Origin of the sequence: Streptomyces sp. NPDC058650, assembly GCF_042717315.1 — a bacterium.
Taxonomy (GTDB): Bacteria; Actinomycetota; Actinomycetes; order Streptomycetales; family Streptomycetaceae; genus Streptomyces.
In genome coordinates, this window is record NZ_JBHXRL010000003.1 from 346143 (window position 1) to 371212 (window position 25070).

14 protein-coding genes are annotated in these 25070 nt (G+C 71.1%); 9 read left to right on the forward strand and 5 right to left on the reverse strand.

Features of this window, described 5'->3' with window-relative positions:
- The first annotated feature begins 2 nt into the window (after window positions 1-2).
- The 5 genes from ACFWWU_RS07640 to ACFWWU_RS07660 all read left to right on the forward strand — a co-directional run bounded on the left by ACFWWU_RS07640 (window position 3) and on the right by ACFWWU_RS07660 (window position 7173).
- Window positions 3-1349 (forward strand): MFS transporter, encoded by a 1347-nt coding sequence (locus tag ACFWWU_RS07640; protein WP_384140391.1) that lies wholly within the window; start codon window positions 3-5, stop codon window positions 1347-1349.
- A gap of 187 nt (window positions 1350-1536) precedes the next feature.
- The gene (locus tag ACFWWU_RS07645; protein WP_384140667.1) at window positions 1537-3258 is read left to right on the forward strand and encodes a SulP family inorganic anion transporter; all 1722 of its coding nucleotides are present in this window, start codon (window positions 1537-1539) and stop codon (window positions 3256-3258) included.
- A 549-nt stretch (window positions 3259-3807) separates the two neighbouring features.
- Window positions 3808-5124 (forward strand): DUF1254 domain-containing protein, encoded by a 1317-nt coding sequence (locus tag ACFWWU_RS07650; protein WP_384140394.1) that lies wholly within the window; start codon window positions 3808-3810, stop codon window positions 5122-5124.
- Window positions 5125-5135: 11 nt separating this feature from the next.
- Complete coding sequence (locus ACFWWU_RS07655; protein WP_384140396.1) at window positions 5136-6485, forward strand: DUF1254 domain-containing protein; 1350 nt, start codon at window positions 5136-5138, stop codon at window positions 6483-6485.
- 7 nt (window positions 6486-6492) lie between these two features.
- Complete coding sequence (locus ACFWWU_RS07660; RefSeq protein WP_384140399.1) at window positions 6493-7173, forward strand: GAP family protein; 681 nt, start codon at window positions 6493-6495, stop codon at window positions 7171-7173.
- 66 nt (window positions 7174-7239) lie between these two features.
- Here the strand turns inward: ACFWWU_RS07660 and ACFWWU_RS07665 are convergent, their stop codons facing one another.
- Window positions 7240-7524, reverse strand: a complete 285-nt coding sequence (locus ACFWWU_RS07665) for a hypothetical protein (protein WP_384140402.1) — start codon at window positions 7522-7524, stop codon at window positions 7240-7242.
- A 253-nt stretch (window positions 7525-7777) separates the two neighbouring features.
- Between ACFWWU_RS07665 and ACFWWU_RS07670 the strand changes: the two genes are divergently transcribed.
- Both ACFWWU_RS07670 and ACFWWU_RS07675 read left to right on the forward strand, forming a co-directional pair.
- A complete protein-coding gene (locus ACFWWU_RS07670; protein ID WP_328486095.1) occupies window positions 7778-8092 on the forward strand; it encodes a hypothetical protein in 315 nt (104 codons plus the stop codon).
- Window positions 8093-8130: 38 nt separating this feature from the next.
- Window positions 8131-8634: a hypothetical protein gene (locus tag ACFWWU_RS07675; protein ID WP_384140405.1), complete on the forward strand. Its 504-nt coding sequence runs from the start codon at window positions 8131-8133 to the stop codon at window positions 8632-8634.
- 76 nt (window positions 8635-8710) lie between these two features.
- On the opposite strand, the gene ACFWWU_RS07680 is transcribed toward ACFWWU_RS07675, so the two are convergent.
- The 4 genes from ACFWWU_RS07680 to ACFWWU_RS07695 all read right to left on the reverse strand — a co-directional run bounded on the left by ACFWWU_RS07680 (window position 8711) and on the right by ACFWWU_RS07695 (window position 23409).
- Complete coding sequence (locus ACFWWU_RS07680; RefSeq protein ID WP_384140408.1) at window positions 8711-16810, reverse strand: SpvB/TcaC N-terminal domain-containing protein; 8100 nt, start codon at window positions 16808-16810, stop codon at window positions 8711-8713.
- Window positions 16811-17416: 606 nt separating this feature from the next.
- Complete coding sequence (locus ACFWWU_RS07685; protein ID WP_384140411.1) at window positions 17417-18373, reverse strand: immunity 49 family protein; 957 nt, start codon at window positions 18371-18373, stop codon at window positions 17417-17419.
- A gap of 336 nt (window positions 18374-18709) precedes the next feature.
- Entirely contained in the window at window positions 18710-19942 is a 1233-nt protein-coding gene (locus tag ACFWWU_RS07690; protein ID WP_384140414.1) for a tetratricopeptide repeat protein, read from the reverse strand.
- A 32-nt stretch (window positions 19943-19974) separates the two neighbouring features.
- Window positions 19975-23409 (reverse strand): CHAT domain-containing protein, encoded by a 3435-nt coding sequence (locus tag ACFWWU_RS07695; RefSeq protein ID WP_384140417.1) that lies wholly within the window; start codon window positions 23407-23409, stop codon window positions 19975-19977.
- Between the two features lie 149 nt (window positions 23410-23558).
- Here ACFWWU_RS07695 and ACFWWU_RS07700 point away from each other — a divergent pair, with 149 nt between their 5' ends.
- Together ACFWWU_RS07700 and ACFWWU_RS07705 are read left to right on the forward strand one after the other, a co-directional pair.
- Window positions 23559-23993, forward strand: a complete 435-nt coding sequence (locus ACFWWU_RS07700) for a hypothetical protein (protein ID WP_384140420.1) — start codon at window positions 23559-23561, stop codon at window positions 23991-23993.
- A complete protein-coding gene (locus tag ACFWWU_RS07705; protein ID WP_384140423.1) occupies window positions 23990-24901 on the forward strand; it encodes a hypothetical protein in 912 nt (303 codons plus the stop codon). Before ACFWWU_RS07700 ends, ACFWWU_RS07705 begins: the two co-directional genes overlap by 4 nt.
- The last annotated feature ends 169 nt before the right edge of the window (window positions 24902-25070 follow it).

Sequence of the window (25070 nt, forward strand, 5' to 3'; positions counted from 1 at the left end):
CCGTGGAGACGAAGAATGCCCCAGCGCGGCACACCGGTCCGGAGACCGTGCCGCCTGCCGGCCGGCAGGCGTGGACGACCACCTGGCTGCTGCTGGCCTTCATGCTGGTGAACTTCGCTGACAAGGCCGTCCTGGGGCTGGCCGGCCCGGAGATCATGAAGGAGTTCGGTCTCAGCCGCCAGGAGTTCGGCACCGCCCAGGCCGCGTTCTTCAGCCTCTTCTCCCTCTCCGCCCTCGGCGTGTCGTTTCTGACGCGCAAGGTGCGCACCTCGGTGCTGCTCCTGGTGATGGGCCTGCTGTGGTCGGTCGCCCAGCTGCCGATGCTCTGGGCAGCGGCGGGCTTCGGGACGCTGATCGCGACGCGCGTGCTGCTCGGCTTCGCCGAGGGGCCCGCGGCGCCCGTGGCGGTCCATCACGTGCACGGCTGGTTCGAGCAGCGGGAGCGCACCCTGCCGACCGCGATCCTCATGGTGGGCGCGGCCGCGGGAGTCGCGGTGGCGGCGCCGACCCTGGGGGCGGTGATCTCCCACTTCGGCTGGCGATGGGCCTTCGGAGCGGCGGGGATCGCCGGGCTGCTGTGGGCGGCGGTGTGGACGGTGAAGGGCAAGGAGGGGCCACTGGCCCCGCCCGTGGGCCGTCAGGCGCGCACTGGGAACGCCGGACCCGGGTCCCCGGAGGTACCACTGCGGTCCGTGTTCCTCTCCGGCACGTTCATCGCGGCGGCCCTGGGAGCGTTCGCGGCCTACTGGGTGATGAGCGCCAAGCTCACCTGGCTGCCGGACTACCTCCAGACGGCTGTCGGCTGGGACCTCAAGCAGGCCAGTACCGCGGTCGGCGGGGGTGCCGTCGCCAACGGCGCGGTCCTCCTGGCGCACGGGCTGCTGGCTCGCCGGGCCGCCCGGCGCGCCACGGGAGGAAGACTGCCCGCCGGCGCCGGTGCCGGGCTGCTGCTGGTGGCCTCGTCGCTCGCGGTGACCGTGTTCGCCACCGTCGACGTGCTCTGGATCAAGGTCCCGATGATGTTCGGCCCGATGGCCCTCGCCCTGGTCATGATCACCGTCGCACAGACGGCCATCGCCCGGATCACGCCGCCCTCCCAGCGCGGTGTCGTCCTCGGCGCACTGGTCGCGGTCTTCGCGCTGGGCGGGATCGTCTCGCCCCTGGCCCTCGGCTGGATCGTGGACAGCGCGTCGACAGCCACGATCGGCTACCAGAACGGCTGGCTCGTCACGGCGGCCCTGCTGCTGGTCACCGGCCTCCTGGCGGCCCTCTTCATGCGCCCGGAAAGGGACGCCCAGCGACTCGGCGTCCCGGAGGCCCCGGCCACCGGGGTCCCCGTCAGCCACTGAAAAGCGCCCTGCCACGCCTGACAGCGGCGGCAGGGCGCGTGGTCGCGCGCCCGGGGACGGCCCGCGCCCACGGACGGCCTCCGGCCGCCGCTCACCCGAACGGCTGAACAGTGCTCGCGGCGCACCCTCGCTGGTGGTGGGCGAGCACGCTCACCCGTATGGCCGCACCCGCGTGGTGCTCATCCATATGCGCGAGCAAGCTCGAAGTTCACGGGGAGCAGAGGAGAGGGGTGCGGGGTTGCGCGCGTGGCCGAGACGGCTGGGAGGCCCAAAGGCGTCCGACCTCGGTGCCGGCGCGGTGACGGGGCTCTTCTCGATCCCGGAGGGGATGGCGTACGCGGCGATCGCGGGTTTCAACCCGGTCGCGGGACTCTACGCAGGCGTGGTGCCCGCGGTCGTCGGCTCGCTCACCTCCCGTACGGTCCTCATGGTCACCACCCTGACCAGCGCGATCGCGCTCACCTCGCAGAGCGTCCTGTCCGACGCGGGCCTGGACCCGAAGGACGCCGGCAACGTCGCGGTCCTGACCGTGATGGTCGGCGTGGTCATGCTGCTGATGGGCGTGCTGCGGCTCGGCGCGGTGATGAGCTTCGTCTCGAACGCCGTGATGACCGGTTTCTCCACCGGCATCGCGCTCCAGATCATCACCGGTGTCCTGAAGGACGCGACCGGCTACGCGCCCCAGGGCCACAACAAGCTCCACCAACTGGGGGACTGGCTGTGGCACATCGGCGACTGGAAGGCAGCCGCCACGCTCACCGCCCTCGCCACGATCGTCGTCTGGGCCCTCGCCCGCGCGGTGAAACGACTTGAACCGGTCGCCCTTCTCATCGCGATGGTCGCCGTCAGCGTCGCCGTCGCGCTCCTGTCGGTCGACGTGGAACTCGTCAAGGGCATCGCCGCGATCCCGTCCGCCCTGCCCTCGCTCACCGCACCTGACCTGTCCGCCGTCCCCGACCTCGCCTGGGGCGCCGTCTCGGTGGCCCTCGTCGCGCTCGCACAGGCCGCAGGGATCGCGCCCTCCATGCCCAACCCGGACGGCTCGCGCACGGACATCAACGGCGACTTCCGCTCCCAGGGCTACGCCAACCTCGCCGGCGGACTGTTCCAGTCTCTGCCTTCGGGCGGGTCGATGTCCCGCACTGGCGTCGCCGTCTCCGCCGGAGCGCGCACCCGGTGGGCCGGCATCATCTCCGGCGTCTTCCTGGCCCTCGTCGTCCTCGTGTGCGCCCCACTCGCCGAACACATCCCCATGCCCGTCATCGGCGGTCTGATCCTGGTCGTGGGTGGCGAACTGATCTGGGGCAAGCGTCGCGACATCGTGCTGGTGTTCCGTACCTCGTGGATGTCGGCGGGAGCGATGGTCCTCACCTTCCTCGCCAGCACCCAGCTCCCCCTCCAGCAGGCCATCGTCCTCGGCGCCGTCCTCTCTCTCCTGCTGTACTGCGTCCAGGCCGCCCGCCAGGTCCGGCTCGTCGCCCTCGTACGGGGGAAGAACGGCCGCTGGGAGACCGCCGAACCGCCCACGGCCCTCACCCCCGGCTCGGTCACCGTCCTCGACTACGCGGGCTCGTCGTTCTTCGCCGAACTGCCCCGGATCGAGAGCAGGCTCCCGGGCGTGGACGGAGCCCGCGGGGCGGTCCTGATCCTCGTCGTACGGGCCCTGCCCGACGTGCCGTCCTCCGCGATGCTCAAACTCCTCGAACGGTACGCCGGGAAGCTCTCCGACCAGGGCGGCCATCTGGTCCTGTGCGGCGTCCAGCCCCCGCTGGTACGACTCCTGGAACGGTCCGGCCTCGCCGACCTCCTCGGAGCCGACGGCATCGTCCCCGCTACCCCCGACCTCTTCGGCGCCCTGGACCAAGCCCTGGCCGCGACCGAGGAGCGAGCGCGGCGAAGCCGGGGGTGACGACGGCGAGATGGCGGCCATCGGAGACTCGGGAGGGAGTCCGCCGAGAAGGGGCGCGGGGCGGAGCCGTAGGGTCTCAAAACCGCGCCGCATTCTCAGCGCCAGCAGCCTCAGCGCTGCGCGCCACCTGTCGGCCGAACACCACAGGGCCGGCCCGGCTGCGGTCGCGGCAGGGCTGCGTGAGGGTTTCACCCAGGTGTCCGTGAGGTACCGACGACGGGCTGGTGATGCGCCCGAACCGGCGCGTTCAGGGTCTCGTCCTTGACGTGGTCGAAGTCGCTCGCCGGGCAGCCATGACGTGGCCGAGCGTCCCCTTCCTCGGAAGGAACCGACCGTGGTCGTACACCCGGGGAGGGACGTGAAGTCGGCTGCGGCATGGAACGTTCCTCCGGGGATCCGCGGTCGACACCTTCGGCCCGCCAGCCCATCGGCAGGTCGGCGGTACAGGGCGCTCGACGAGATTCCGATCTTGGCGGTGCCCGCGGATGCGCTGCTTGAGGGAGCGTGACACTTTGGAGCGAAATGCGCGCTATGGGCGAGGAGGCCGACGTGCCGGAGTTGACCGTCGAGGAGGCGCGGAGGACCGCGGCCGAGGGCTGGGTATGGGGGTTCGCGCTCCTGGAGAACTACCGGACGATGTATCCGCAGGCGATCGACTCCGACGACCCTCGGTACGTGGGGGGCTTCGGCCGTTTCCGCCACTACTCGGAGCCGTTCACCCCGGCCAACACCGACGTGGTGACCCCGAACAACGACACCCCGTACTCGTGGGCCTGGCTGGACCTGCGCGCCGAGCCCTACGTGATCTCGGTGCCGGCCATGGACCGGTACCACGTCCTGCCGCTGCACGACCTGGACACCTCGTACGTCGGCTACATCGGAGCCCGTACGACCGGCTCGGGGGCGGGCGACTACCTGGTCGCCGGGCCCGGCTGGGACGGCGTCGTCCCCGAGGGCATCGCGGGGGTGCTGCGCGCGGAGACGTTCCTCCTAGGGATCCTGGGCCGTACGTACCTGGCCGGGCCCGACGACGTACCCGCCCTGCGGGCGATCCAGGAGCAGTACCGGCTCCGCCCGCTGTCGGAGTTCACCGACACCGCCGCACCGCACCCGGTCGACGAGCCGGTGTGGCCGGTCTGGCGGGAGGAGGACCTCGGCACCGTCGAGTTCTTCACCCTTCTCGACTTCCTGCTCCAGTTCTTCCCCGTCCTCGGCAGCGAGCGGGAGCTGCGGGACCGGCTCGCCGCGCTCGGCGTGACGGGCGGCGGCGAGTTCGAGCCCGCCGCTCTGAAGCCCGAGATCCGTACCGCGGTCGAGCGGGGCATCGCGGACGCCCGGGCCCGCCTGGAGGAGGCGAAGAAGGACGCCGCCGACTCCAGGCACTGGTTCGGGACCCGTGCCGAGCACGGCACCGACTACCTGACCCGGGCGGTCGGCGTCGACAAGGGTCTGTACGGCCTGCCGGCGGCGGAGGCGTGGTACGCCGGCTGGCTCCAGGACGACCGGGGCAACCGGCCGCCCGACGCCTCCACGCACGACCACGTCATCCGCTTCGCCCCTGGCGCGCTGCCGCCGGCCCGCTACTTCTGGTCCGCGACGATGTACCGACTGCCCGAGCGGCTGCTCGTCGCCAACGAGATCGACCGCTATTCGATCGGCGACCGCACCCCGGGGCTCGTGTATGACGACGACGGTGGCCTCACCCTCTACGTGCGCAAGGACCGCCCTTCCGATCCGAAGCAGGCGGCGAACTGGCTGCCGGCCCCCGACGGGCCCTTCACCATCGCCATCCGCGTGTACGGCCCCGAGTCCTCGGTCCTCGACGGCGCCTGGACCCTGCCCGCCCTGAGCGTCGACGAAGGCTGAAGGAGCCGTACGTGACCCACAGCAATGACCTTCCGGCCCTGGCCGCCGACGCGTACGTCTACGGCTATCCCCTCGTCTTCGACGTGTCGATGATCTCCGCGTTCATGCACGAGGGGTTCGGCTCGCTGCCGCCCACCCCGTTCAACCGGTTCGGGCACTCCACCAAACTGGCGACCCCCGACGCCCACTTCGTGTCCGTGAACAACGACACCGTGTACTCCATCGCCCAGGTCGACCTCTCCGGCGGCCCGGTCCTGCTCCACGTCCCGGACACCGCCGGCGCGTACTACGTCCTGCAGTTCGTGGACGTGTGGAGCAACAACTTCGCGTACCTCGGAAAGCGCGCCACCGGCACGGAAGAAGGCGACTGGCTCGTCGTCCCGCCCGGCTGGTCCGGCACCGCACCCGACGGGGTGCGCGGAGTGATCGACGCCCCGACCGCCGTGATCTCCATCGTCGGCCGCAACGCCTGCGACGGCCCCGACGACATGCCCCGGGTCCACGCCCTGCAACAGCGACTCACGCTCACCCCGCTCGACGCGGCCCCCCACCGCACCGGCCTGCCCGCGCCGGACCCCGACGTGCCCGAGGAGCTGCGCTTCTACGAGCAGCTGCGCGTCTGGATGGCGGACTACCCGCCCGCCGGCCCCGACCAGGACTACCAGGAACGCTTCCAGCCGCTGGGCCTCCTCGAAGAAGGCCCCTCGCCGTACGTGAACGCCGACCCCGCCCTCGTCAAGGCCCTCACCGAGGGACTCGCGGCCGGCAAGGCGCGGGTCGAGGCCGCGTCGAATCCGCCCGCCGACGGTGAACGTCCGCCGGGCGCCTGGGAGACGGACCCGCACCTGTTCGACTACAACCTCGACCACCTCGGCATCGGGACGATCGACTCGCCGCAGTGGAAGATCGCCGACCGACAGGCGTCCTACCTCGTACGGGCCGCTGCAGCGCGCGCCGCGCTGTGGGGCAACCACGGCTACGAGGCGGTGTACGCGCACACCTTCACCGACGCCGACGGCAAGCAGCTCAACGGCTCCCGGTCCTACACGCTGCGGTTCGAACAGCTGCCGCCCGTCGAGTCGTTCTGGTCGGTGACCATGTACGACACCCCCGACTACTACCTCGTCGCCAACCCGGCCGGCCGCTACTCGCTCGGCGACCGCACCCCCGGCCTCGTATACGGCGAGGACGGCTCGCTGACCGTCGTCATCCAGCGGGAGCGGCCCGAGGATCCGGCCGAGGCGGCGAACTGGCTGCCCGCCCCGGAGGGGGACTTCCGGCCCATGATCCGCCTCTACACACCCGGGCAGACCGTCCTCGACGGCACCTACCAGCTGCCGCCCATCGTGGCGAAGGGCTGAGGCCGCCGTGGGAGACGCCGTTGGACAGATGCTCGCCTCCGCGGTCGGCATCGCCATCAGCCCCCTGCCGCTGATCGCCGTGATCCTCATGCTGGCCACCCCCAAGGGCCGGGGCAACGGCATCGCGTTCACGGCGGGCTGGGTCGTCTCGCTCGCGGTGCTCGTCACGGTCGTCGTCCTGGCAGGCTCGGGCGGCGACGCCTCCGGCGACGACGACGGCCCGGCCTCCTGGACGCTGTGGCTGAAGCTGGGGCTCGGCGTGCTGTTCCTGCTCATGGGCGTCAAGCAGTGGAAGGACCGGCCGAGGGAGGGGCGCGCGGCCGAGCCGCCGGGCTGGATGAAGGCGATCGACACCTTCACCCCGGGCAAATCGGCCGGACTCGCCGCCGCGCTCGCCGTCGCCAACCCCAAGAACCTGGTCCTCGCGGTCGGCGGTGCCGTCTCCATCGCCTCCAGCACCGCTTCGACCGGCGGGAAGACGGTCGCCGCCGTCCTGATGGTGCTGATCGCGTCCCTGTGCACCCTGCTGCCGCTCGGCGTCTACCTCCTCGGCGGCCAGAAGTCGGCGAAGGTGCTCGGTGAGTGGAAGGCATGGATGGCCGCCCACAACGCGGCCATCATGACCACCGTCCTGATCGTCCTCGGCGCCAAGTACATCGGCGACGCGATCAGTGGGCTGGCGGGCTGAGCCTGCGTACGCGTCCGCCGGCTCCGCGGACGTCGCCCTCCACTGTCCTGCGGCGTATCCGAGCCGCTATGGACGGAACCGCAGGCTGCGGGCCTGGGCAACTCTGAGGACACCGTCCGCGTAGTGGAGTCTCGCCCAGAGGCCCGCGGCCCTGTCGAACTCCTCCTCGGCTTCCCGCCGTCGGCCCAGGGCCACGAGAGCGGCGGCGTGCACCGTGCGTGCCTCGGCTTCCGAGAGGCGCTCGCCGGCCCGAGTAGCGCGCGCCGTCTCCTCGGCCGCGTGTTCGGCGGCCCGCTCCGGTTGCCCCGACAGCAGCTCAGCCCAGGCAGCCCGCCTCTGTCGGTTGGCCAAGCAGGTGGGGTGGCGGAGTCCGCAGGAGGCACCGGCGCGGAGCGTGGCGGACAGCACATCGACCGGTCGTCTCGCGATGCAAGAAGCCGTCGACCGGTGGACGTCGGCCCCGGCGGTGGTTCGCGTTACCAGGCCTCCACTCTTGCCCCAGAGAACCCGCGGGGACGAGTGCGGAAGGCCACGTACCTTTCGGGGCGTTAGGCCGTTAGGGGTGTCGCGGACGCATTCGGCGTCCCGGCAGGAAGGATCCTCCATGTCCACGAAGCGCGTTACCCGTCGTCTGCTGGTGCTGTCGGCCACGGCGGCTACCTGCACCGGCGCCTTGAGCGTTCCGGCCGTGGCGAGCACGAACGTTCTGGCGGTCGGAAATGGCGCGTACGACACCACGATGATCAACAAAGACCACGACATCACGGCGGTTGGTGAGACCGCTTACAGCAGCGGGCTGGGGAACGGTCTCGTCCAGCTGCCGGTGGACCACCCCGCCAACCGCGGTGGTGGTGGCAGCCTGCTCTTCTCGGATCGTGCGCTCAAGACCGAGGTCACCGCGGTGGTATGGGAGCGATGAGCGGCCGGCGGTTGAGAGGGATCCTGGCCAGGATGTGGATGCCGGCCCTGGTCAGGAGGCGTCTGCGGCAGGATGCCTCCGCGGCCGGCCTGGCGTCGGGGGCCGTGTCGGGGGCGGTGTGCGGCAGCGATCCGGTCAACGGCTACCAGGTGCTGGAACAGGTGGTACGGCTGCCGGTCAGCACGTGGCGGTATCACTGGGACCCTCCGCACGTACGCCACCTGGGACCCATGGCGCAGGACTGGTGGAAAGCGTTCGGGGTGGGTGAGAACGACAGGACGATCTGCTGCACCGACGCCAACGGGGTGGCCGTCGTCGCAATCCAGGCACTGCACCGGGAACTGACCGAGCTACGGGGCGAAGTCGCGGCCCTGCGAGCCCAGAGTCCGCCGCACACCACCCCGACAGGCCCGGAACGGCCGACTCGGGAGGAAGGAAGCCCGGAAGGCGATGAGCCGACGTCAGGTGTGGTGGCTGGGCACGACAACCGGGAGGGCACGATCGACGCCTACGGCTCCGACATCATCCCGTTGCTCCGCTGAGCGGTGCCGGAGAGGCGACGGGGCGGCCGGGGAGTGCCGGCCGCCCCTGGGCGTGGTTCACGCCCACCGACAGGTGTTACGGCCGCTTCCGGACCACTCCCATGACCTCCATGATCTCCCAGTTGCGCAGGATCTCGGCGTGGAGGATCTCGGGGGTCACGTCGTACCCGTATTGGTTGAACAGGTCGATACCGAACCCGATGGCCTCGATGTCCGCCTTGGAAAGATCCTGATTTTCCCACAGGTCGACCGCGAGCGCGGCCCCCTGCAATATCTGGCGGCCGAACCCCGCCGCCGTGCCCACGTAGCCGTAGTGGGCGTTGGACCAGAAGTCGTCCCGGATCTGGAGGTCGTACCCGGTCTTCTCGGCTGACCCGGTGATGTCGGTCCAGTCGAACGCCTTGTCCCCGTTCCTCGCCCTGATCTCGCCCTTGTGGTCCCAGGGGCCGCCGGTCTTGACGAGTTCCTTCCACATGCTCGCCGCTTCCTTCTTGTTGCCCCAGTAGCCCGGCTTGAGCCAGCGTGCCCGGCTGGGGTCCATGTTGAGGGACCTCATCTCCTGTACCTGCTCGGAGCGGGAGTTGCCCCACATCTCCTGGGCCATGTAGTTCTTGATGTTCTCGTAGGGCGTTTCGGGCGCCCGTCCGGTCGGGTCGACCAGCTTGACGGGGTTGTTGTGCGCGTACGTGTAGGCGGCGAGGTTGCGGGGTTCGGAGATCCCGCCCGCGAGCTTGGTGTCGAGGTACTCCGGCAGGGCCGGGTCGGCGCTCGCCCACAGCTGGGTGCGCGGGTTGTAGTAGCGGGCGCCGTGGTAGTTGAGGCCCGTCTCGCTGTCGAGTTCCTTGCCGGTGAACTGGTACGGCGTGTCCGCCTGCCCGGCCCGTTCCTCCACCCAGGTCTCCCCGAACGCGAAGTACTCCAGGTGCTCGGTCACCGCGCCCGAGGCGTCCGTGACGTACCCGGACGACCCGAGGTGGTCGGTGTGGAAGAACGACCGCGTGTTCTCGACTCCGTCCGCGACGGTCTTGGTCGTCAGGCGGCTCTCGCCGATGAAGACGTGCTTGTACCCGGTGCCGTCCCGCTCGCTGTAGTTCAGGTTGGGGTACAGCGACAGGCTTTCGCCCTTCTTGACCACACGCCGGCCCGCCGCGTCGTACACGTAGGACGCGGTGGCGCCCTCGCAGCCCGCGGGACTCTGCTCGACCGTCGAGGCCGTGGTGTCCTGGTTGCAGGCGAGGCGGTTCTCCTCGTCCCACACGTACTGCCTGCGCTTGCCCGCCGCGGCGGTGTTCACCGTGGCGGTGAGGTTGCCGTTGGCGTCGTAGGCCTGGGTGATGGGGCCGACCCGACTCGGTGCGTGCGGCTTGTCACCGTCGTACGTGTAGCCGTAGTCGTAGCTCGTCCTGTCCTGCACGTCGGCCGGGTTCGACGGGTCGTCGACCGGTTCGATCGGTCCGGGGGACCCGGTGCCGACCGGGAAGGCGGGGACTCCGCCGGTGATCTCGTGGAGCTGGGACTTGCTCGTCGTGTTGTTGATGGAGTCGTAGCCCAGCGTCAGGGTGTACTTGTTGACCTTGTCGTTCCTGTCCGTGTACTGCCCGGACGCCGACGTCAGCCGGTTCAGGTCGTCATAGCCGTAGGACTGGGAGCTCGGACCGCCGATCACCGCGTTCCGCGGCGCGGAGTTCGCCAGCGACGTGACGTTGCCCGCGTCGTCGTAGGTGTAGCTCATGTCCTGGAACGCCGGCCCGGTGGCTGCCTCGGACTTCAGCGTCGCCAGCCTGCGGTCCTCGGCGTCGTACGTGTAGGTGGTGCGCACCCCGTTGCCGGTCTCCTGGAGGGTCTTCTGGCCGAACTTGTCGTAGTCCAGGCGCTCCAGGTACGTGTAGTCCGTCCCGCCCTTGACCCCGGTCGCCCGCGTGACCTGGCCACCGGAGTCGTAGCCGTAGGTGAGCACCTCGCTGTCGGGGTAGGTCAGTTGCAGCACGCGGTTGAACGCGTCGTAGCGCCACGCGGTCGTGTAGGTGCGTGGTGACCCGCTGATGGCGCTGATCGTGCGCGTCTCCCTGGTCAGCTCACCCAGCGGCCCGTAGCCGCGAGTGATCGTCCCGGCCGCGTCCCGGACCTCGGTGATTCGCGACGCGGCGTTGTCCGCCGCGCCCGGGGCGCCGTAGGAGTAGGTGACGTCGTTGGCCGGGAACGTCGGGTACCGGACGGCCTTCACCCGCGAGTAGTCGTAGTCGTACTCGATGGTCCGGCTCACGGCCCGCAGGTTCGCGGTGGTCTTCGCCGTGACGTTGCCGGCCAGGTCGTAGCGCGTCTCGGTCCGACCCGCGTCCGGGTTGTCGTACACCGTGCGCCGCCCGAGGCCGTCGTACTCGGCGCGGGTGACGTTGTTCTTGTCGTCGGTGATCGCCGTGATCCGGTTGAGCGGGTCGTGCGCGTAGCTGGTCCAGACAGCCGTCGAACCGCTGAACTCCTTCACCGCCGCTGTCGTGTCGCGGATGCCGGCGTAGATGCGGCGCTGCTTGCCGTCGGCATCGGTCACCGTGTTCTCGAACCGCGTCACACCCGCCCGGTCCGACCCGAATCCGTACGCGTTGGTCGTGCTGGTCCCGTCCGGCCGCACCGTCCTGACCGGCCGGTCCAGGACGTCGAACGAGTCCTTCGTCGGGGCCACCGTGTCGAAGGCGGCGTTGAACGTCGTGTTCGCCGCGCCCTTGGGCTCGGTCACCGGGTAGTACTTCTCCGTCGTGCGGCCGAGGAAGTCGAACGTCAGCCGCCCGGACACCGTCATCACCGGCTGCGGCGCCGTCCCCGGCGACGCGGCGACCGACGCGTCCTTCTTGGTCTGCAGCACCCGCTTCAGACCATCGCCGAACGTGACGGTGTCGATGGTGTCCGCCCGCGCGCCGCCCGCGTCCCGGTCCAGGTTCTTCGTCGTGGCGTACGGGACCACCGCCTCGGGGTGGTACTCGAAGTCGATCGTGACCCGGTCGCTGCCCGCCTCGTACGGTCCGGTCACCGAGTCCAGCCGGCCGACGCTGTCGTACGACCTCGACAGCGGCTGGTCGTTCTGGTCGGTGCTCCGCTCCGGCAGGCCGTACTTCAGGTTGTGCGTCGTGGTCGACCGGTACCCGAAACTGTCCACGACGGACTCGACGTGTACGCCGACGACGGTGTCGTAGCCGTACTCCAGCTTGTACCGCTGACCGGACTCGTTCGCCGGACGGGTCACCGACCGCAGGTTCCCGTCCGGGTGGTACTCCAGGTCCGTGACCGCGATGTCGGTCTGGGTCGCGTACTCCCGGATCTGCCGCAGCGCCCCGGTCGCACAGTCCACCGTGGCCTCGCGATACCGGAGCGGGGTGTCCGTCGCGGTCGCGCGCTGGGACACGGACCTGGCCACCCCGACGAGGTTGCGGTCCCGGCACACCTGGTCCGACGCGGTGTACTCGAAGTCGGTCTGGACGTCGTCTTCGATGCCGTCGTCCCCGGCGTCGAACGATCCCGTCAGGTTGCCGTGCTCGTCATAGGTCATCACGGTGTGCGTGGTCTTCGCGGGTTCCTGCGCACCCTCGTGGAACTTCTTGTCCACCCGGGTCAGCTTCGGGAACACCGCCGCGGTGGTGCTCGCCGGATCGGCCGCCGTGCCCGTGGCGATGTCGTGGAGCCGGTAGGTGTTGACGGTCTCGGTGAACGGGCGGCCCGCGCCGTCGGTGGTGAGAGTGCGGGCGAGCAGGCCCCTGGTGTAGACGCTGTCGGTCCTGTACGCGTCGGTCACCGACCGGTAGAGGGCATCGTCCGCACCGGGATCGCGGACCTCCGAGACGACCTTGCCGAAACCGCGGAACTCGCGCTCCGACCGGTCGTACGTGCCGTTCTCGTAGCGGTAGGTCGTGAGTTGCCTGTCGGCTCCGTCGCCGGTCCGACCGTCGAACACGGTGGTGCGGGACAGGACCCAGCGGCTTTCGGGCATGGCCTGGGTGTTGCCCGTACGGGTGTAGTCCAGGTCGATCCGCGCGCCCATCGGGCGCGACACCGTGCGCAGGAGGTTGGTGCGCCCGGTCTTGTTGGTGGCGACCAGCATCTCGTTGTCGCGGGTCGACTTGACGTGGTCGGTGAGGCCGTCGCCGTTGACGTCGCGCAGGGTGGTCTCTGCCCGGCTGATGCCGGTGGACGCGCTGGCGCCGGGGTTGAAGACGAAGACGCCGACGGGAGTGGGCAGGCCGACGGTGAAGTAGACGCCCGCGCCGAGACTGGCGTTCTTGTCGACGGCGATGTCGGGGAAGCTGCCGCGGAAGGGGGCGGGCGCGGTGAAGCCGGTGCCGGTGTTGACCGCGACCTTGATCGGGTTGGCCCCGTCGGTGAACACCCGGTCGGTGAGGCCGTCGCCGTTGACGTCCGTCATGCTCGCGTTGGTGAACGAGGTTCCCAGCTCGGCGGAGACGCCGCCCGCGAAGCCGTAGCGGTCGACGTTGAACCCGAGGTTGACGCCGACGTTGCGGGTGGACGCGTCGTTGATCGGTCCGGCCGCCCAGGGTTCGCGGGCGGCGAAGGAGTAGCCGAGGTTCAGTTGGGCGTCGCCGTTGCCGAACACCTTGTCCGGCAACCCGTCCCCGTTGATGTCGATCAGGTCGACGCGGGCGTCGGACTCGCCGCCGCCGAGGCTGCCGCCGATGCCGAGCGACGGCTGGACCGCGCCGGTGGTGGCGGTGTCGGCGCTGGTGCCCGCGTCGGGCGCGGCCATGCCCAGGGCGCTGGCGATGGTGGCGGTCTCGCTGCCCGCGGAGAGCGACACGTTGCCGGAGACGTTGTCCGCCTCGCGGACGTTGCCGCCGAGGGTGCCGCGCGTGGCGCCGAGCGCGCCGGTCATGTCGGAGAACTGGATCTCCTTGGCGCCCACGACGTCGGGGTAGCCGTCGCCGTTGAGGTCGAGGTAGTCCACCGAACCCGCGGTGATCCCGCCGACCACGGTGCCGCCGAACGGGCCCGCCGCGAGGGTGGCCGACACCTGGCCGGTGACACCGCGGCGCATCACCGCCCGGTCGCCCGCCACGTCCGCGTCGGTGACGATGTCGATGGTGTCCGCGCCGAGGCGGGAACTGGTCGCCATCGCGGAGGTGATCCAGGAGGACTCGTCCTGAGCGGCCCAGCCGCCCTTGGCGGGAACGGGGGCGAACACCGCGAGGCGCGGCATGGCGAGCCGGGGTTTCGCGGCGAAAGGCGCGACGTCCGCCTCCTTGGGCTCCTTGGGAAGCGCGTCCTTGAAGCTCTGGTCCAGCGTGAGTTCGGCCTGCTTGAGCGGTTGGGTGGCGCGGTCGCGGTTGCCCTGGTAGCCGATCACACCCCAGCCGCGGTAGGGCTGGGCGAAGGCGCCCTGCCCGACGGAAGCGTGCATGGCGCTGGGCGCCGGGGTGAAGGTCGGCCAGCTGGAGGTCACGTCATAGGTGACCGACGCGGACTGCGAGACGAGCAGGCCGAGCAGTCCGGTCTCCGTCGTGGAGTAGTCGAAGTAGAGCTCGTCGCCGGCGGTGACCGGCACGGTCAGGTCCAGGTTCGGGCCACCGAAGTAGGTGTCCTTGGCCTGGAAGATCCGTTTGCCGATCAGCTGCCCGCCGCGCTTCTTCACCGTGAGCGCGATTTTGGCGTCACCGAGGAGCCCGAAGTTGAGGGACACCTTCGGCCGCACCTTCATCTGGCCGGTCTTGGTCGCCTTGTAGGACTGCTGCGGCGCGGTGAGGGTGTCCGCCGGGAACATGGTCATGTCGTACGGCGGGGTGATCACCAGCGTGGGATCGCCCTTGGCGTCGACGACCGACTCGACCCCCTGCGCGGCCGTGTAGTGCGCCTTCGGCGCCCAGCTCACCGCCGAGGCGTCGATCGGCGAGTCGGTCTTCAGCTTCCACGACATCTTCTCGAACATGCTGACCGGAATGCTCACGTCGATCGCGGTGGTGCCGGTCGACGCGGCGGGCAGGACCTTGCGGAACACCTCCGCGCCGGGGTGGACGCCGTTGCCCTTCTCGATCACGACGGTCACGTCGTCCGAGGTCGCCTTGGACTTGACCACGTCACCGGTCAGCCGCAACGTGCCGTTCACCGGCACGGTCACCAAGGACGGCCTGCCACCGTAGGTGAAGTCGGCCGACGCGCGGAACACGGTGTTCGCCAACCCGTTCGCGTCCGTGCCGGCCGGCAGGTCGGTGTAGGTGATCGCCGGGTCCCACGCCACGGTGTCGTACGTGCCGTCCAGAATGGACTGTGTGCGGAAGTAGAGCGCGTCGCCCTTCTTCACCGGAATCGACGCCACATTGCCCGGGGCGAACTCGGTGTGGTCATCGGGGCCGATCCGCTGCGCCCAGAGTTCGGCGTCCTTGTGCTGGATGGTGACCCGCACGCCGTCGGCCTTGGTGTAGGCCTCCCGTGCCGGGGAGGGGTCCTGGGTCAGCTGCACGCTGCCGTCCACGCGGACGTTGCCGTCGAACGGCGCGACCCAGCGGCGCACCGTGTCAAGGAGCGGCGAGTTGTCCACCTGCTGGTTGAACTGCGCGGTCTGGTCTCCGACGATCTGGCCGGTCACCGCGCCGCCCCCGATCGGCGCCGGGGTGCGGGTGGAGTCCGCGCTGTAGGCGGGTTGCCCGTTCGCGTCCAGGTAGCCGAACAGCACGCCGCCGTTGTTCACCAGGTCGGTGATGCCGTCGCCGTTGACGTCGCTGAAGAACCGGTCCGAGGTGGTCGTGGTGCCCACGAAGTCCAGCTGGGCCGAGGTGGTGAGGACGTACGACTCGACGCCGATGGTGCCGGACAGGGTGCGCTCGGTCGAGATTCCCGGGAGGTTGGTGAGCTTGATCGGCGTGTCGCCGAACTTCGGCTCACCACCAGGTTTGGCCAGATTGGGCCGGTAGAACACGTCGTTGTTCTTGCGGAACACCTTGTCCGGCAGGTTGTCGCCGTTCACATCGGTCAGCGTCGACAGGCCGTCGGACTGGCCCGCGCTGAACCCGACCTTCAACCCGACGGCACCCTCCTTGGTCGGCAGCCCCTGCACGTTGTAGCCCGCGAACAGGTGCGCGCCGAAGCCGGCCGACGTGTTCGCCGAGATCGCGCTGGCCTCGCCTTCGCGGATGTTCACCCCCAGGTCGTCATCCGGCACCGACCAACCCGCCGCGGTGGCGAAGGCGTTGTAGTTGCCCGACTGGTCGCGCACGTCGTCGAAGTAGTCGAACGTGTGGGTGTTGAACAGCTCGTTGCTCTCGCTGAACTGCGACACCGAGGTGAGCAGCGTCTTGGCGAACGCGCCGGTCCGGTAGTTCAGTTCGTAGGCGCGGATCAGCTGGTCGTCCAGCTTGACCTCGACGCGCCGCAGCAGGTCGGCGGTGACCTTCTTGAACCCGTACCTGGCGTCGATCCGCACGTCCGCCCGGCGGGGCTCGCCGCGCTCACGGTCCCGGACGAACGTCACCGAGTACCTGCCGTCGGTGTCGCCGCGGCCGGTGTAGGTGATCTTCTGCGGGTACAGCTCGCTGCCCGGCGCCGCGGAGTCCGCCGTGCCGCCGTCGGCCACCTTGGCGTACCGGTAGCGCAGGACGTTGTCGCTGCCGTCGCGGACCTCCCGCGCCGCCCAGGTGGCGACGCGGCCCGTGCCGTCGGCCAGCGTGCTGTCGGCCGTGCCGCCGAAGAGCGTGCGGACACCCCGCTTGTCGGTGACCTCCCACCAGTAGTTCGCGGGGCTGTCGCCATGGCGCACGATCCGGTCGAACCGGCCCTCCACCCGGGAGTGGAACACCTTCTCCGCAGTGCGCGCCCGCAACGCGCTCCGGTGCGCCACCGGGGTCAGCTGCTCACCATTGAGGAGGTAGGTCTCGGTCTCCAGCCCCGCGTCGTAGCGCGGCACACCCCACCGGGTGTCGACCGTGACCACCGGTGTGACGACGTCCCACCCGACGCCGAGCCACCCGTTCGTCCCCGACGAGTTGTAGGTGACGGCCAGCTTCGGCTCCAGGCCCGCGCGGCCCTTCGGCACTTCCAGCGGGTACGACAACCGCGCGTCACCAATGTTGTTGGCCGAGGGAGCCTCGATCAGGTTCACCCCGGAGCCGGGGTCGGCCGCCTTGATGTCCTTGATCTGGTTCGGGTTGAACGACGTGCCCTCGGGGTGCTCGGGGCCCTTCACCGCGGAGTCGGCACTTGCCTGTGATCCCGCTTCCGTGGCCCACCCCGGCGGTACCACCCCCAGCGTCGGCAACACGATGACCAAGGTCACCAGCAAGCTCTTGACGCGCGCACGAGCCGACGCGAGGACGATCATGCCCCCGACCCCCTCTGGAGACTGAACTCGACCTAGGACAAGGAACGTTCCTTGGAATTGCGGCCAGTAGACCCACCCCGGCGACCGCCGTTTGAACGTACATGTTCAAAAAGATCGCGGGCAAGGTGATCGGACTCACGCCGGGCGGGGGGTTCGATCGTCCGGTCCTGGCATGTCGGTGGGGCGTGGCATTGTCACGTGTAGGGGTTGTCAGGAGTCTCTGGCGGACCGGGCGGGCATCGCCTGTCTGTGGCGGCGGGCCCTGTTGGTGCCCGCGGAGCACCGGATCGTCCCGGACGGCTGAGACGCGGACTGCCGACCATCCCGCCTCAGCGTCGACGCGGGGCGAGTTGGGCAGCGCTCGACGAGGCGGCGGCGCCCTTCAGCACGACGAAGGGCGCCCCTGATGAGAGGCGCCCTGCTGATCGGCGTCTGGCTGTGAGCCTGGCTCCGACGGCCTTTGCCCCCCGCCTACTTCGCGTACCAGTAGCCGAGGTTGTTCTCACCCGCGTCCGCGGCGCGCCGGAGGGCGTCCGAGCGGCCCACGATGCCGTGCGGCAGGTACGCGGAGCGGACGTCCAGTTCCCATCCGTGTACCTGGACGGCGAGTGCCGCCAGGGCGAGGGCGTCGAGCGGGAGCAGTGTGCGCGGGGCTGGGTCCGTGCCCACGTTCTCGCGGTGGACGACGAGCCGGGCCGCCAGGGCCTGCTCGAAGGCGTGCCGGTCGTCGTCGAGCAGGACGCGCAGCAGTCGCTGATCCGGCGTCAGCGTCACTGCGGCTGCGTCGAGTCGCTCGGCGGCGTCGGCTCGCTCCTGCGGGTCCGGCTTGCGCAGCGGCACGGTCGGCCAGTCGCGGGGCAGGTGCCCGCTCGCCTCGGTCAGGTAGGGGCAGAGCGCCTCCATCGCGGCCAGGTCGGCCGGCTCCGACGTCGAGGTCAGCTTCGAGTACGGCACTCCGTCGCGGATCGCGCGGGCGAAGCCACCGCGCAGTACCAGTCCCGTGACCCGCTGCCAGTCCCACACCAGTCCGCTGACCACGACGGCTGCGAACGTGTCCAGCCATGTACGGGCCGTGGGAGCCTCGTCGACGACGTCCTGGAACGCCATCTTCTCGCTGGTCAGCTCCTCGCGGACGAGGGGGAACGTGATCTCCTGGTCGCCGTTGGGGTAACAGCCGAGGCTGATCACGCCCAACGAGCACTCCGCGGCCGTCAGCAGCGCGAGGCGCGAGGCTTCGTCGAGCCCGGGTTCCGTCAGCGCGCGAGCGGCGACGTGATCGAGCAGCTCGTCGGCCATCTCCCGCAGCCGGTCGAGGCGGAAGCTGCCGTAACGCATGCTGTGCCACCGCCCGAAGGCCCGCCCCTCGATGTCGTCGAGCGCTTGGGCCATGCGCCCCTCGCTCACGTCGTGATGCGCCACTTCCTGCACGAGTGCTGCCCTTTCAAGATCGATCCGCCGGAAAGCGGCACGCTATCAGCGGCCTCGGACACCGTGACCCGTACGACCGGCCTCGCCGACGGGGTGTGCCCGGTTCGACGAGGCGGTGAGCGTCACCTCGTACTCGGTGGTCTTCCGATCCAACGGACAGGACCTGACGATGGCCGGGCCGCTGCACTCAGTGAGCAACCGCCTGCTCGGGGCCGGCCGTCGTGTGGTGCGACGTCCAGCCAAGACCCAGGCCCCTGAACGGGCGCGTGGGCTGTGCCGTACCACCTCAGCCGAGGATCTGGGCGGACACCGGGTGTCGGGCCGTCCGGTGTCGCCCTACCGGGCGTCGTCCCGCAGCCAGGCCAGTTTCTCCTGGGCGGTCTGCTCGCGGGGGTGCCCCGGGCCGTAGATGCGCCGGTAGTCGCGGACGCAGCGGTCGAGGAGTGCGGCCGCCTCGGCGTGCCGTCCCACGTCGATCAGCACGTTGGCGAGGTTGTCCCTGGTCGACACGGTGGTCGGGTGGTCCTCGCCGTTCAGGGCGACCCGGCCGGTCAGTACGTCCCGCAGGACGGGGACGGCGTCTGCGTAACGCTCCATGGCGTGCAGGACGGCCGCCAGGTTGTTGCGCGCGGCGAGGGTGTTTTCGTGGTGGGGTCCCACGGTCGCCTCGAAGGACCGGATGACGGCTCGGAGTTGCGCCTCCGCCTCGGTGTGGCGGCCCAACCGGACGAGTACGGCACCGAGATTGGCCCGGGCTGCCGCGGTGCGCTCGTGGTCGGACCCGTAACGCTGCTCCAGCCGGGGCACGAGCCTGCGCAGCGCCCGCTCGGACTCCTTGTGCCGGCCGCACTTGAGCAGCGAGGCAGCATGGGAGTTGGCGGCGGTCAGCACGTCCGGATGGTCGGGCCCGAGCAGCTTGGTGCGCCGCTCCAGCACGTCCCGCTGTAGCGGTTCGGCTTCGGGAGCGCGCCTGAGGTCCTCCAGGACGGCGGCCAGCCCGGCCGCGCTGCGCAGGGTGTCGGGGTGATCGCGTCCAAGAGTGTCCGACTGGCCGCGGAAGGTGTCGCGCCAGGCCGATTCGGCGAGTTGCAGCTGTCCGGTCTGGTGAAGCACGTCGGCGAGTTCGGCGGAGGTGCGCAGGGTCTCCTCGTGGCGGGGGCCGAGGACGGTCCACTGGCCTCGGGCCACCTGCTGGTAGTACGTCACCGCCTCCTCGCCGCGTCCGGGGGTCGATCCGAGCACTCGAGCCAGATCGCGTACCGCGTTGAGCGCGTCCGGGTGCTCGGGGCCCAATTGTTCAACGACGGCCCGGGCGCGCATGGTGTGCCACTCCTCGGGGGAGATCTCGATCCGCGCGATCTCCTCTTGCGGACTGCCCTCCGTCACCTCCGTGATGGTGATGTGCCCGCCGATCGGCCGCCAGGCCCGATCCTCCTCCTGTTGCTGTTGCTGTTGTTGTTCCTGTTCGCGGCTCTGGCTCTGTCCGGACGGTCCCGCCGTGTCGGCCGTGACGTCCGCGCCGTTCTCCGTGTCCCCCTGTGCGGCCTTGCGCCGCCACCACCGGCTCATCGCGACTGTCTCCTCTCGTCCGTGTGAGCGCCTCAGGCACCCGCGTGTACGTGGGCGGCCCACAGGCTCGGGCTGGCGGCGAACGCGGCGCGGCACTCCCGGACCGCGTGGTGCAGCGCGGCCGCCGTCCGGCTGTCGTCCAGCGTCGGCACGCCGTCGCCGCCGTCGGTACGCAGCCCCCGGTAGAGGAGGCGCGTGACACGGACGGCCACGGCGTCGTGCACCGGCCAGAGCGTGCCGACGGCGTGGGGATATCCCGCGAGCTGGAACGCGGAGGTGATGTGGATGGACTCGTCGGCCAGGTCCCCGTCGGCGCGAGCCGTCTCGCAGGCCGAGAGCACCGCGAGTCGCGCGGCCGGCAGGTCGAGCCGGGCGATCTGCCGGACCGTCAACGGCCGCGTCGCATGGTCGTGCACGAGCAGCCGGCCTGCCGAGGGGTCGGTGGGCTCACTGACTCCGTGGCAGGCGAAGTGGACGCAAGGGTGATCCGGCAGGGCGGCCATGACCTGGTCGAAGGTGGCCGCTTCCCCGGACAGCACATCGGTCGGCAGCAGCGCGCGCAGCGCCTCCACCTCACGTCGCGCCCCGCCGAGCGGCCGGGCTCCCGGGGTGTCGGGGAGCGCCACGGCGAGGAGCCGGCCGGACGGCCGCGGGGCGGCGGCCCGGCCTCGGGCGTACCGGAGAGCCCTGACGGTCGGCGTGTAGGAGGAGACCACCCGGTCCATGACGGTCCGTGGCCCTGCCCCGGGCCCACCACCTTCCCGCTGCGGCACGGCACCGGCACCATCGCCGTGGTGACCCGCCGCGTGCAGGGGCAGGGCGGCCAGAGGCCCGCCCGGCGACCACCACAGCCGGGGCAGCTCGTCCCCCGTCCGGGGAGTATCGGACAGCCCGAGCCGGTCGAGCACGGGGCCGGTGACGTGGTCCCACGTCCATGCCAGTACCTCGGCGACGGTCCGCTGGGCGGCCTTGTCGCGGGTGGGGTCCATCGCGTCGGCGAGCGCGCGCTGGAGCCGGTCCGCCTGTTCACCGACCGCGCCCGGCGTGGCCCGCGGCAGCGGTACGAGCAGGACGCCCCCCGGACGCAGGACGAGGGCGTCGCTGCGGTAGCCGCTGCAGTAGGCGAGTACCACCGGGCCGTGTTCCGCGCACGCGAGAAGGGCGCTCTCGTCCGGCGCGGCGAGGAAGTCGGAGAAGCCCGGCTCTTCGTGGATCTCCGCCACCAGCTCTTGCAGGTGGCTCGCCAGCGTGTGCCGCTGGTCCGCGTTGGTGGGCGCCAGCCGGCCCAGGGCCGTTTCCGCCACGTCCACGGCCTCCAGCGCGTCGAGCCGGTCGCGGATCGAGACGAACCGCTCGGCGAGACCCGGATGGGCGCCGCGCAGCCGGCCGAGCCCGTCCCGGGTGGCCATGGCCCGCCCCAACAGGACACCCCGGCCCTGCTCCAGGAGTGACACCGCGCGTTCTGGACGCCCTGCGTTGACCGCGCACGCGGCGGCCTCGGCGGCAAGACCCCGCACCCGTGACAGGCCGCGCTCCTGGTCGCTGCGGGCCAGCCGACCGGAAGCGGCGAACGGCAGGAGGTCCAGGGCCACTTCATGACCGCGCAGTGCCTCGTCCCAGCGGAGGCCGGCCGCCGCGGCGGCTCCCCAGTCCCAGGCCGCGAGAACTCGCTCGTAGGCGGGCATGGCCTTCGTACCGGCGGCCTGCCGGTATGCGTCCTCGGCGGCCCGCAGCACCCCCGGGTCGCCGTCCTGGTGATGCAGGGCACGTAACGCGTCGCCGTACGCCCGCAGATAGAAGCCGTGGGCCGAGCCGCCCGCCGGGGCGGACCAGACGGCGCGACCCAGGTCGCTGACCGCCTGCTCCAGCAGCCCGTCGCCGGTGCCGTGGTGGTGCAGTGTCAGACGGGCGGATCCGAGGTTGGAGAGCACGAGCGCCAGCGTCGGATCGCCGTACGGCGCGTGCTCGGTGGCCTCTTCCAGCAGGGCGACCGCCTCGTCGAGGTCCGTGACGTCGGCGCTCCCCGCGAACCGCGCGCGCAGGGCGTTGGCCAGGTGGTTCAGCCGGTCCGCGCGGACCAGTCCGCTCTGCGGCGCCAGTGCCAGGGCCTGGCGGGACGCACGGATCGCCTCGTCGGCGGCGGTCGTGTCGCCGGTCACGTCGTGCCAGCTCTGCAGGACCACGCCGAGGTTGGCGAGGCGTACGACCTGCGCGGCGGGGGAGGCCGGAGCCGCGTCGAGCGCGTCCCGGGCCAGCCGGGTGGCCTCCCGCAGGGACCCCAGATCGTCCGTCTGCAACGCGCGCTCCCGCAGGGTGACGGCGAGGTTCGCCAGGGTGTCGGAGTACGGGCCGGTGCCCGGCCGCTGCTGGGCCAGGGCGGACCGCAGGACGGCGATCGCCTCGTCGAGCACCGCTTCGTCCCCGGTCGCCTGGGCCAGCCGGTGCAGGGTGTTGCCGAGGCTGTTCATCCTGGTGGCCCGCTCGGGGGCACCGGCGGCGTACAGCGGCAGGGCCTCGCGGAGCAGTTGCGCGGACTCACGCAGCAACGCGGGGTCGCCGTCGCCTTCGGCGGCCAGACGCAGGGCGACACCCAGACCGGCGAGCCGCTCGGGGCGGCCCGGGTGGCCGGCAGGGGTCTCGGCCAGGGCGGTACGGTGCACGTCCAGCATCTCCGCCCGGTCCGCCTCGTCGGCGTCGTGTTCGTGCCACTGGCGAAGGCCCTGGGAGAGGTTCCCCAGCGCGAGCCGGCGCACCTCGCTGCGCGGCGGGCTCTCGCGCAGAACGGCCCGCCACAGGTCCAGGGCCTCGCGCAGGGCGGCGGTGTCGCCGCTGTGCTGATAGGCGCTGTGCAGCGCCGTGGCGAGGTTGTTGCGGTAGCCGGGCCGGTCGGGCGAACCGGGCGGCAGGATCTCCAGTGCGTCCCGTAAGGCGCTCGTCGCCCGCTCGAGATCCGTCTCGTCTCCCGTCCCGGGGTCCTCGAGGACACCGCGCACGCGGTTCCTCTGCCGCTCCTGCAGGGCCTCGCCCAGCGAACCCAGCGTCTGCGCGCCGGTCTCGGCGTCCTGGGGCAGGTCGGCCGCCCGGTCGAACAGCTCGACCGCCTGGTCGAGATCGCTCGCCTGCCCGTGGAGGTCGAAGCGCTGACGGTACGCCAGGGCGAGGAGGATCACGTCCTGGGGGCGGACGCGATCGACGGACACCCGTTCATGGCCGAGGGCGATCAAGGCGGCCAAATCGTCCGTTTCACCCGTCAGTTGCCACCGGAAGTACAGGGCGATCAGGAGATTGCCGGCACGGCCCGGCACGGAGGCGTCGCCGGGCGGCGTGACCGCGAGCTCCTGGCGGTACGACCGGATGGCCTCGTCGAGCGCCCCGCGGTCGCCCGTCGCCTGATGGCGCAGAAGCAGTTGATCAGCACAGGACTGTGCGCCGGATCCTCCGGTTGCCCTCGCATCTGCCGCGCTCACCACGACCACCCCCGGTTGACGCCGCCCCGGACCGTGCATCTTCCACGATTGCGGCCCGTGTTCACGATAGCCAAGGAGGCACCGGATCGCCGAGGTCCGCCCGTACAATCACCACGAAGTGGCAACCGGAGTCCGAGGGGAGCGGGAGCGTGGCGAACACGGCCGACGGGGCGGGCGCAGGCGACGCGCGGCTCGGGGAGCTCTGCCGCCGGCTCACGGACCCCTCGTCCTCGCCGGAGCTCGGCGCTCTGGGCGAGCAGGGGGCGCGGCTCGTCGAGGCCATCGTCTCCGCCCTGCGCGAGGGCCGTTCTCCCCAGCAACTCGACGATCACCTCGATGAGTTGGAAGAACTACTGCTGGCCGCGGGACACAGTGCCGGGCTCGGCTCGTACCGCACGACGCCCCCGCTCCCCGCCCCAGGCTTCCAAAGTCTGCCGGTGGCCGGGCCGGGGCATCCCGCTCTGTACGTCCTGGCCTGTCCCTCGGGTCGGTGCGGGCGCGTGGAGGCACCGGACGCCGACGCCCCGGATCAGCCCGCCTGCGGCATCCTCGGCCGGCCGCTGACAGTGGTGCCTCTCCGGTGACCAGCGCCTTCCTCAGCGCGCTGGGGGGCCGGATCGCCGAGCGGTGGCTGACGCTCTTGGCGCTGCCCGGACTGTTCTTCATCGCCGCCGTCACCACGGCGATGGTGCTGGGGCACGAACACTGGTCCGACGTAGGGAAGTTGCGGACCTGGCTCGACACGCTGGCCGCTTCCCCCGCGTCCCGGAGCGCCGGCACCATCGCTCTCGTGGCGCTGGGGGTGCTGCTCGGCGCGGCCGCGATCGGTACGGCCGCCCAGACTCTCGGCACCGGAGTGGAACTCCTCTGGTGTGCCGAGCCCCGCGGGCCCCTGCTGCGGCGCCTCGCCGACCGTCGGCTGCGCCGCTGGCGCGCCGCCGACGCCGCGTTCCGCACCGCGCTGGTCACGGCCGGCCGGGCCCGTATCGCCCGGGCGGACGACGCCGACCGGCTCGCCGGCCTCGCGGAGAGCCACTTCGCCGACCGCGGCCGTATCGCGGCCGCCGCGCCGCGCCACCCCTTCGGCATGGGCGACCGGCTTGCCGCACCCGGGCAACGGCTCTGGCGCGTGTACCGCCTGGACCTGGCGGCGGCCTGGCCCCACCTCTGGCTCCTCGCCGCCGACGGCACCCGCGCCGAACTGCACGCCGCCCGCGTACGGTTCGGCGCGGCGGCGCGCCTGTGTGCCTGGGGAGCGGGATATCTGGTGCTGGGCGTGTGGTGGTGGCCGGCCGCCCTGGTCGGGGCCACCGCCGTTGCCGCGGGCGTCCGCCGAGGCCGGGCCGCCGCGGACGCTTTCGCCGAACTCACCGAGGCCCTGGCCGACCTGCACGTCCGCGACCTGGCGGCCGCCTTGGGCATCGACTCCGCAGCGGGCATGGATCGCACGGTCGGCGAACGCCTCTCCCGGGCTCTGCGGAAGCCTGGCTGACGGCCCACGCGCCGGCACACCGGCCTCGGCCCCCGCGGTACTCGTGCTGCATCCTTGGGCGCCGTCGACGGCGACGGCGTCGCCGACGTGGCCATGGCGTTCGCGCATTGTTGCGAGCAGGCCGACGGCATGGAAGGGGTCGACGCTGTGGAGGCTGCCCGACGAGGTG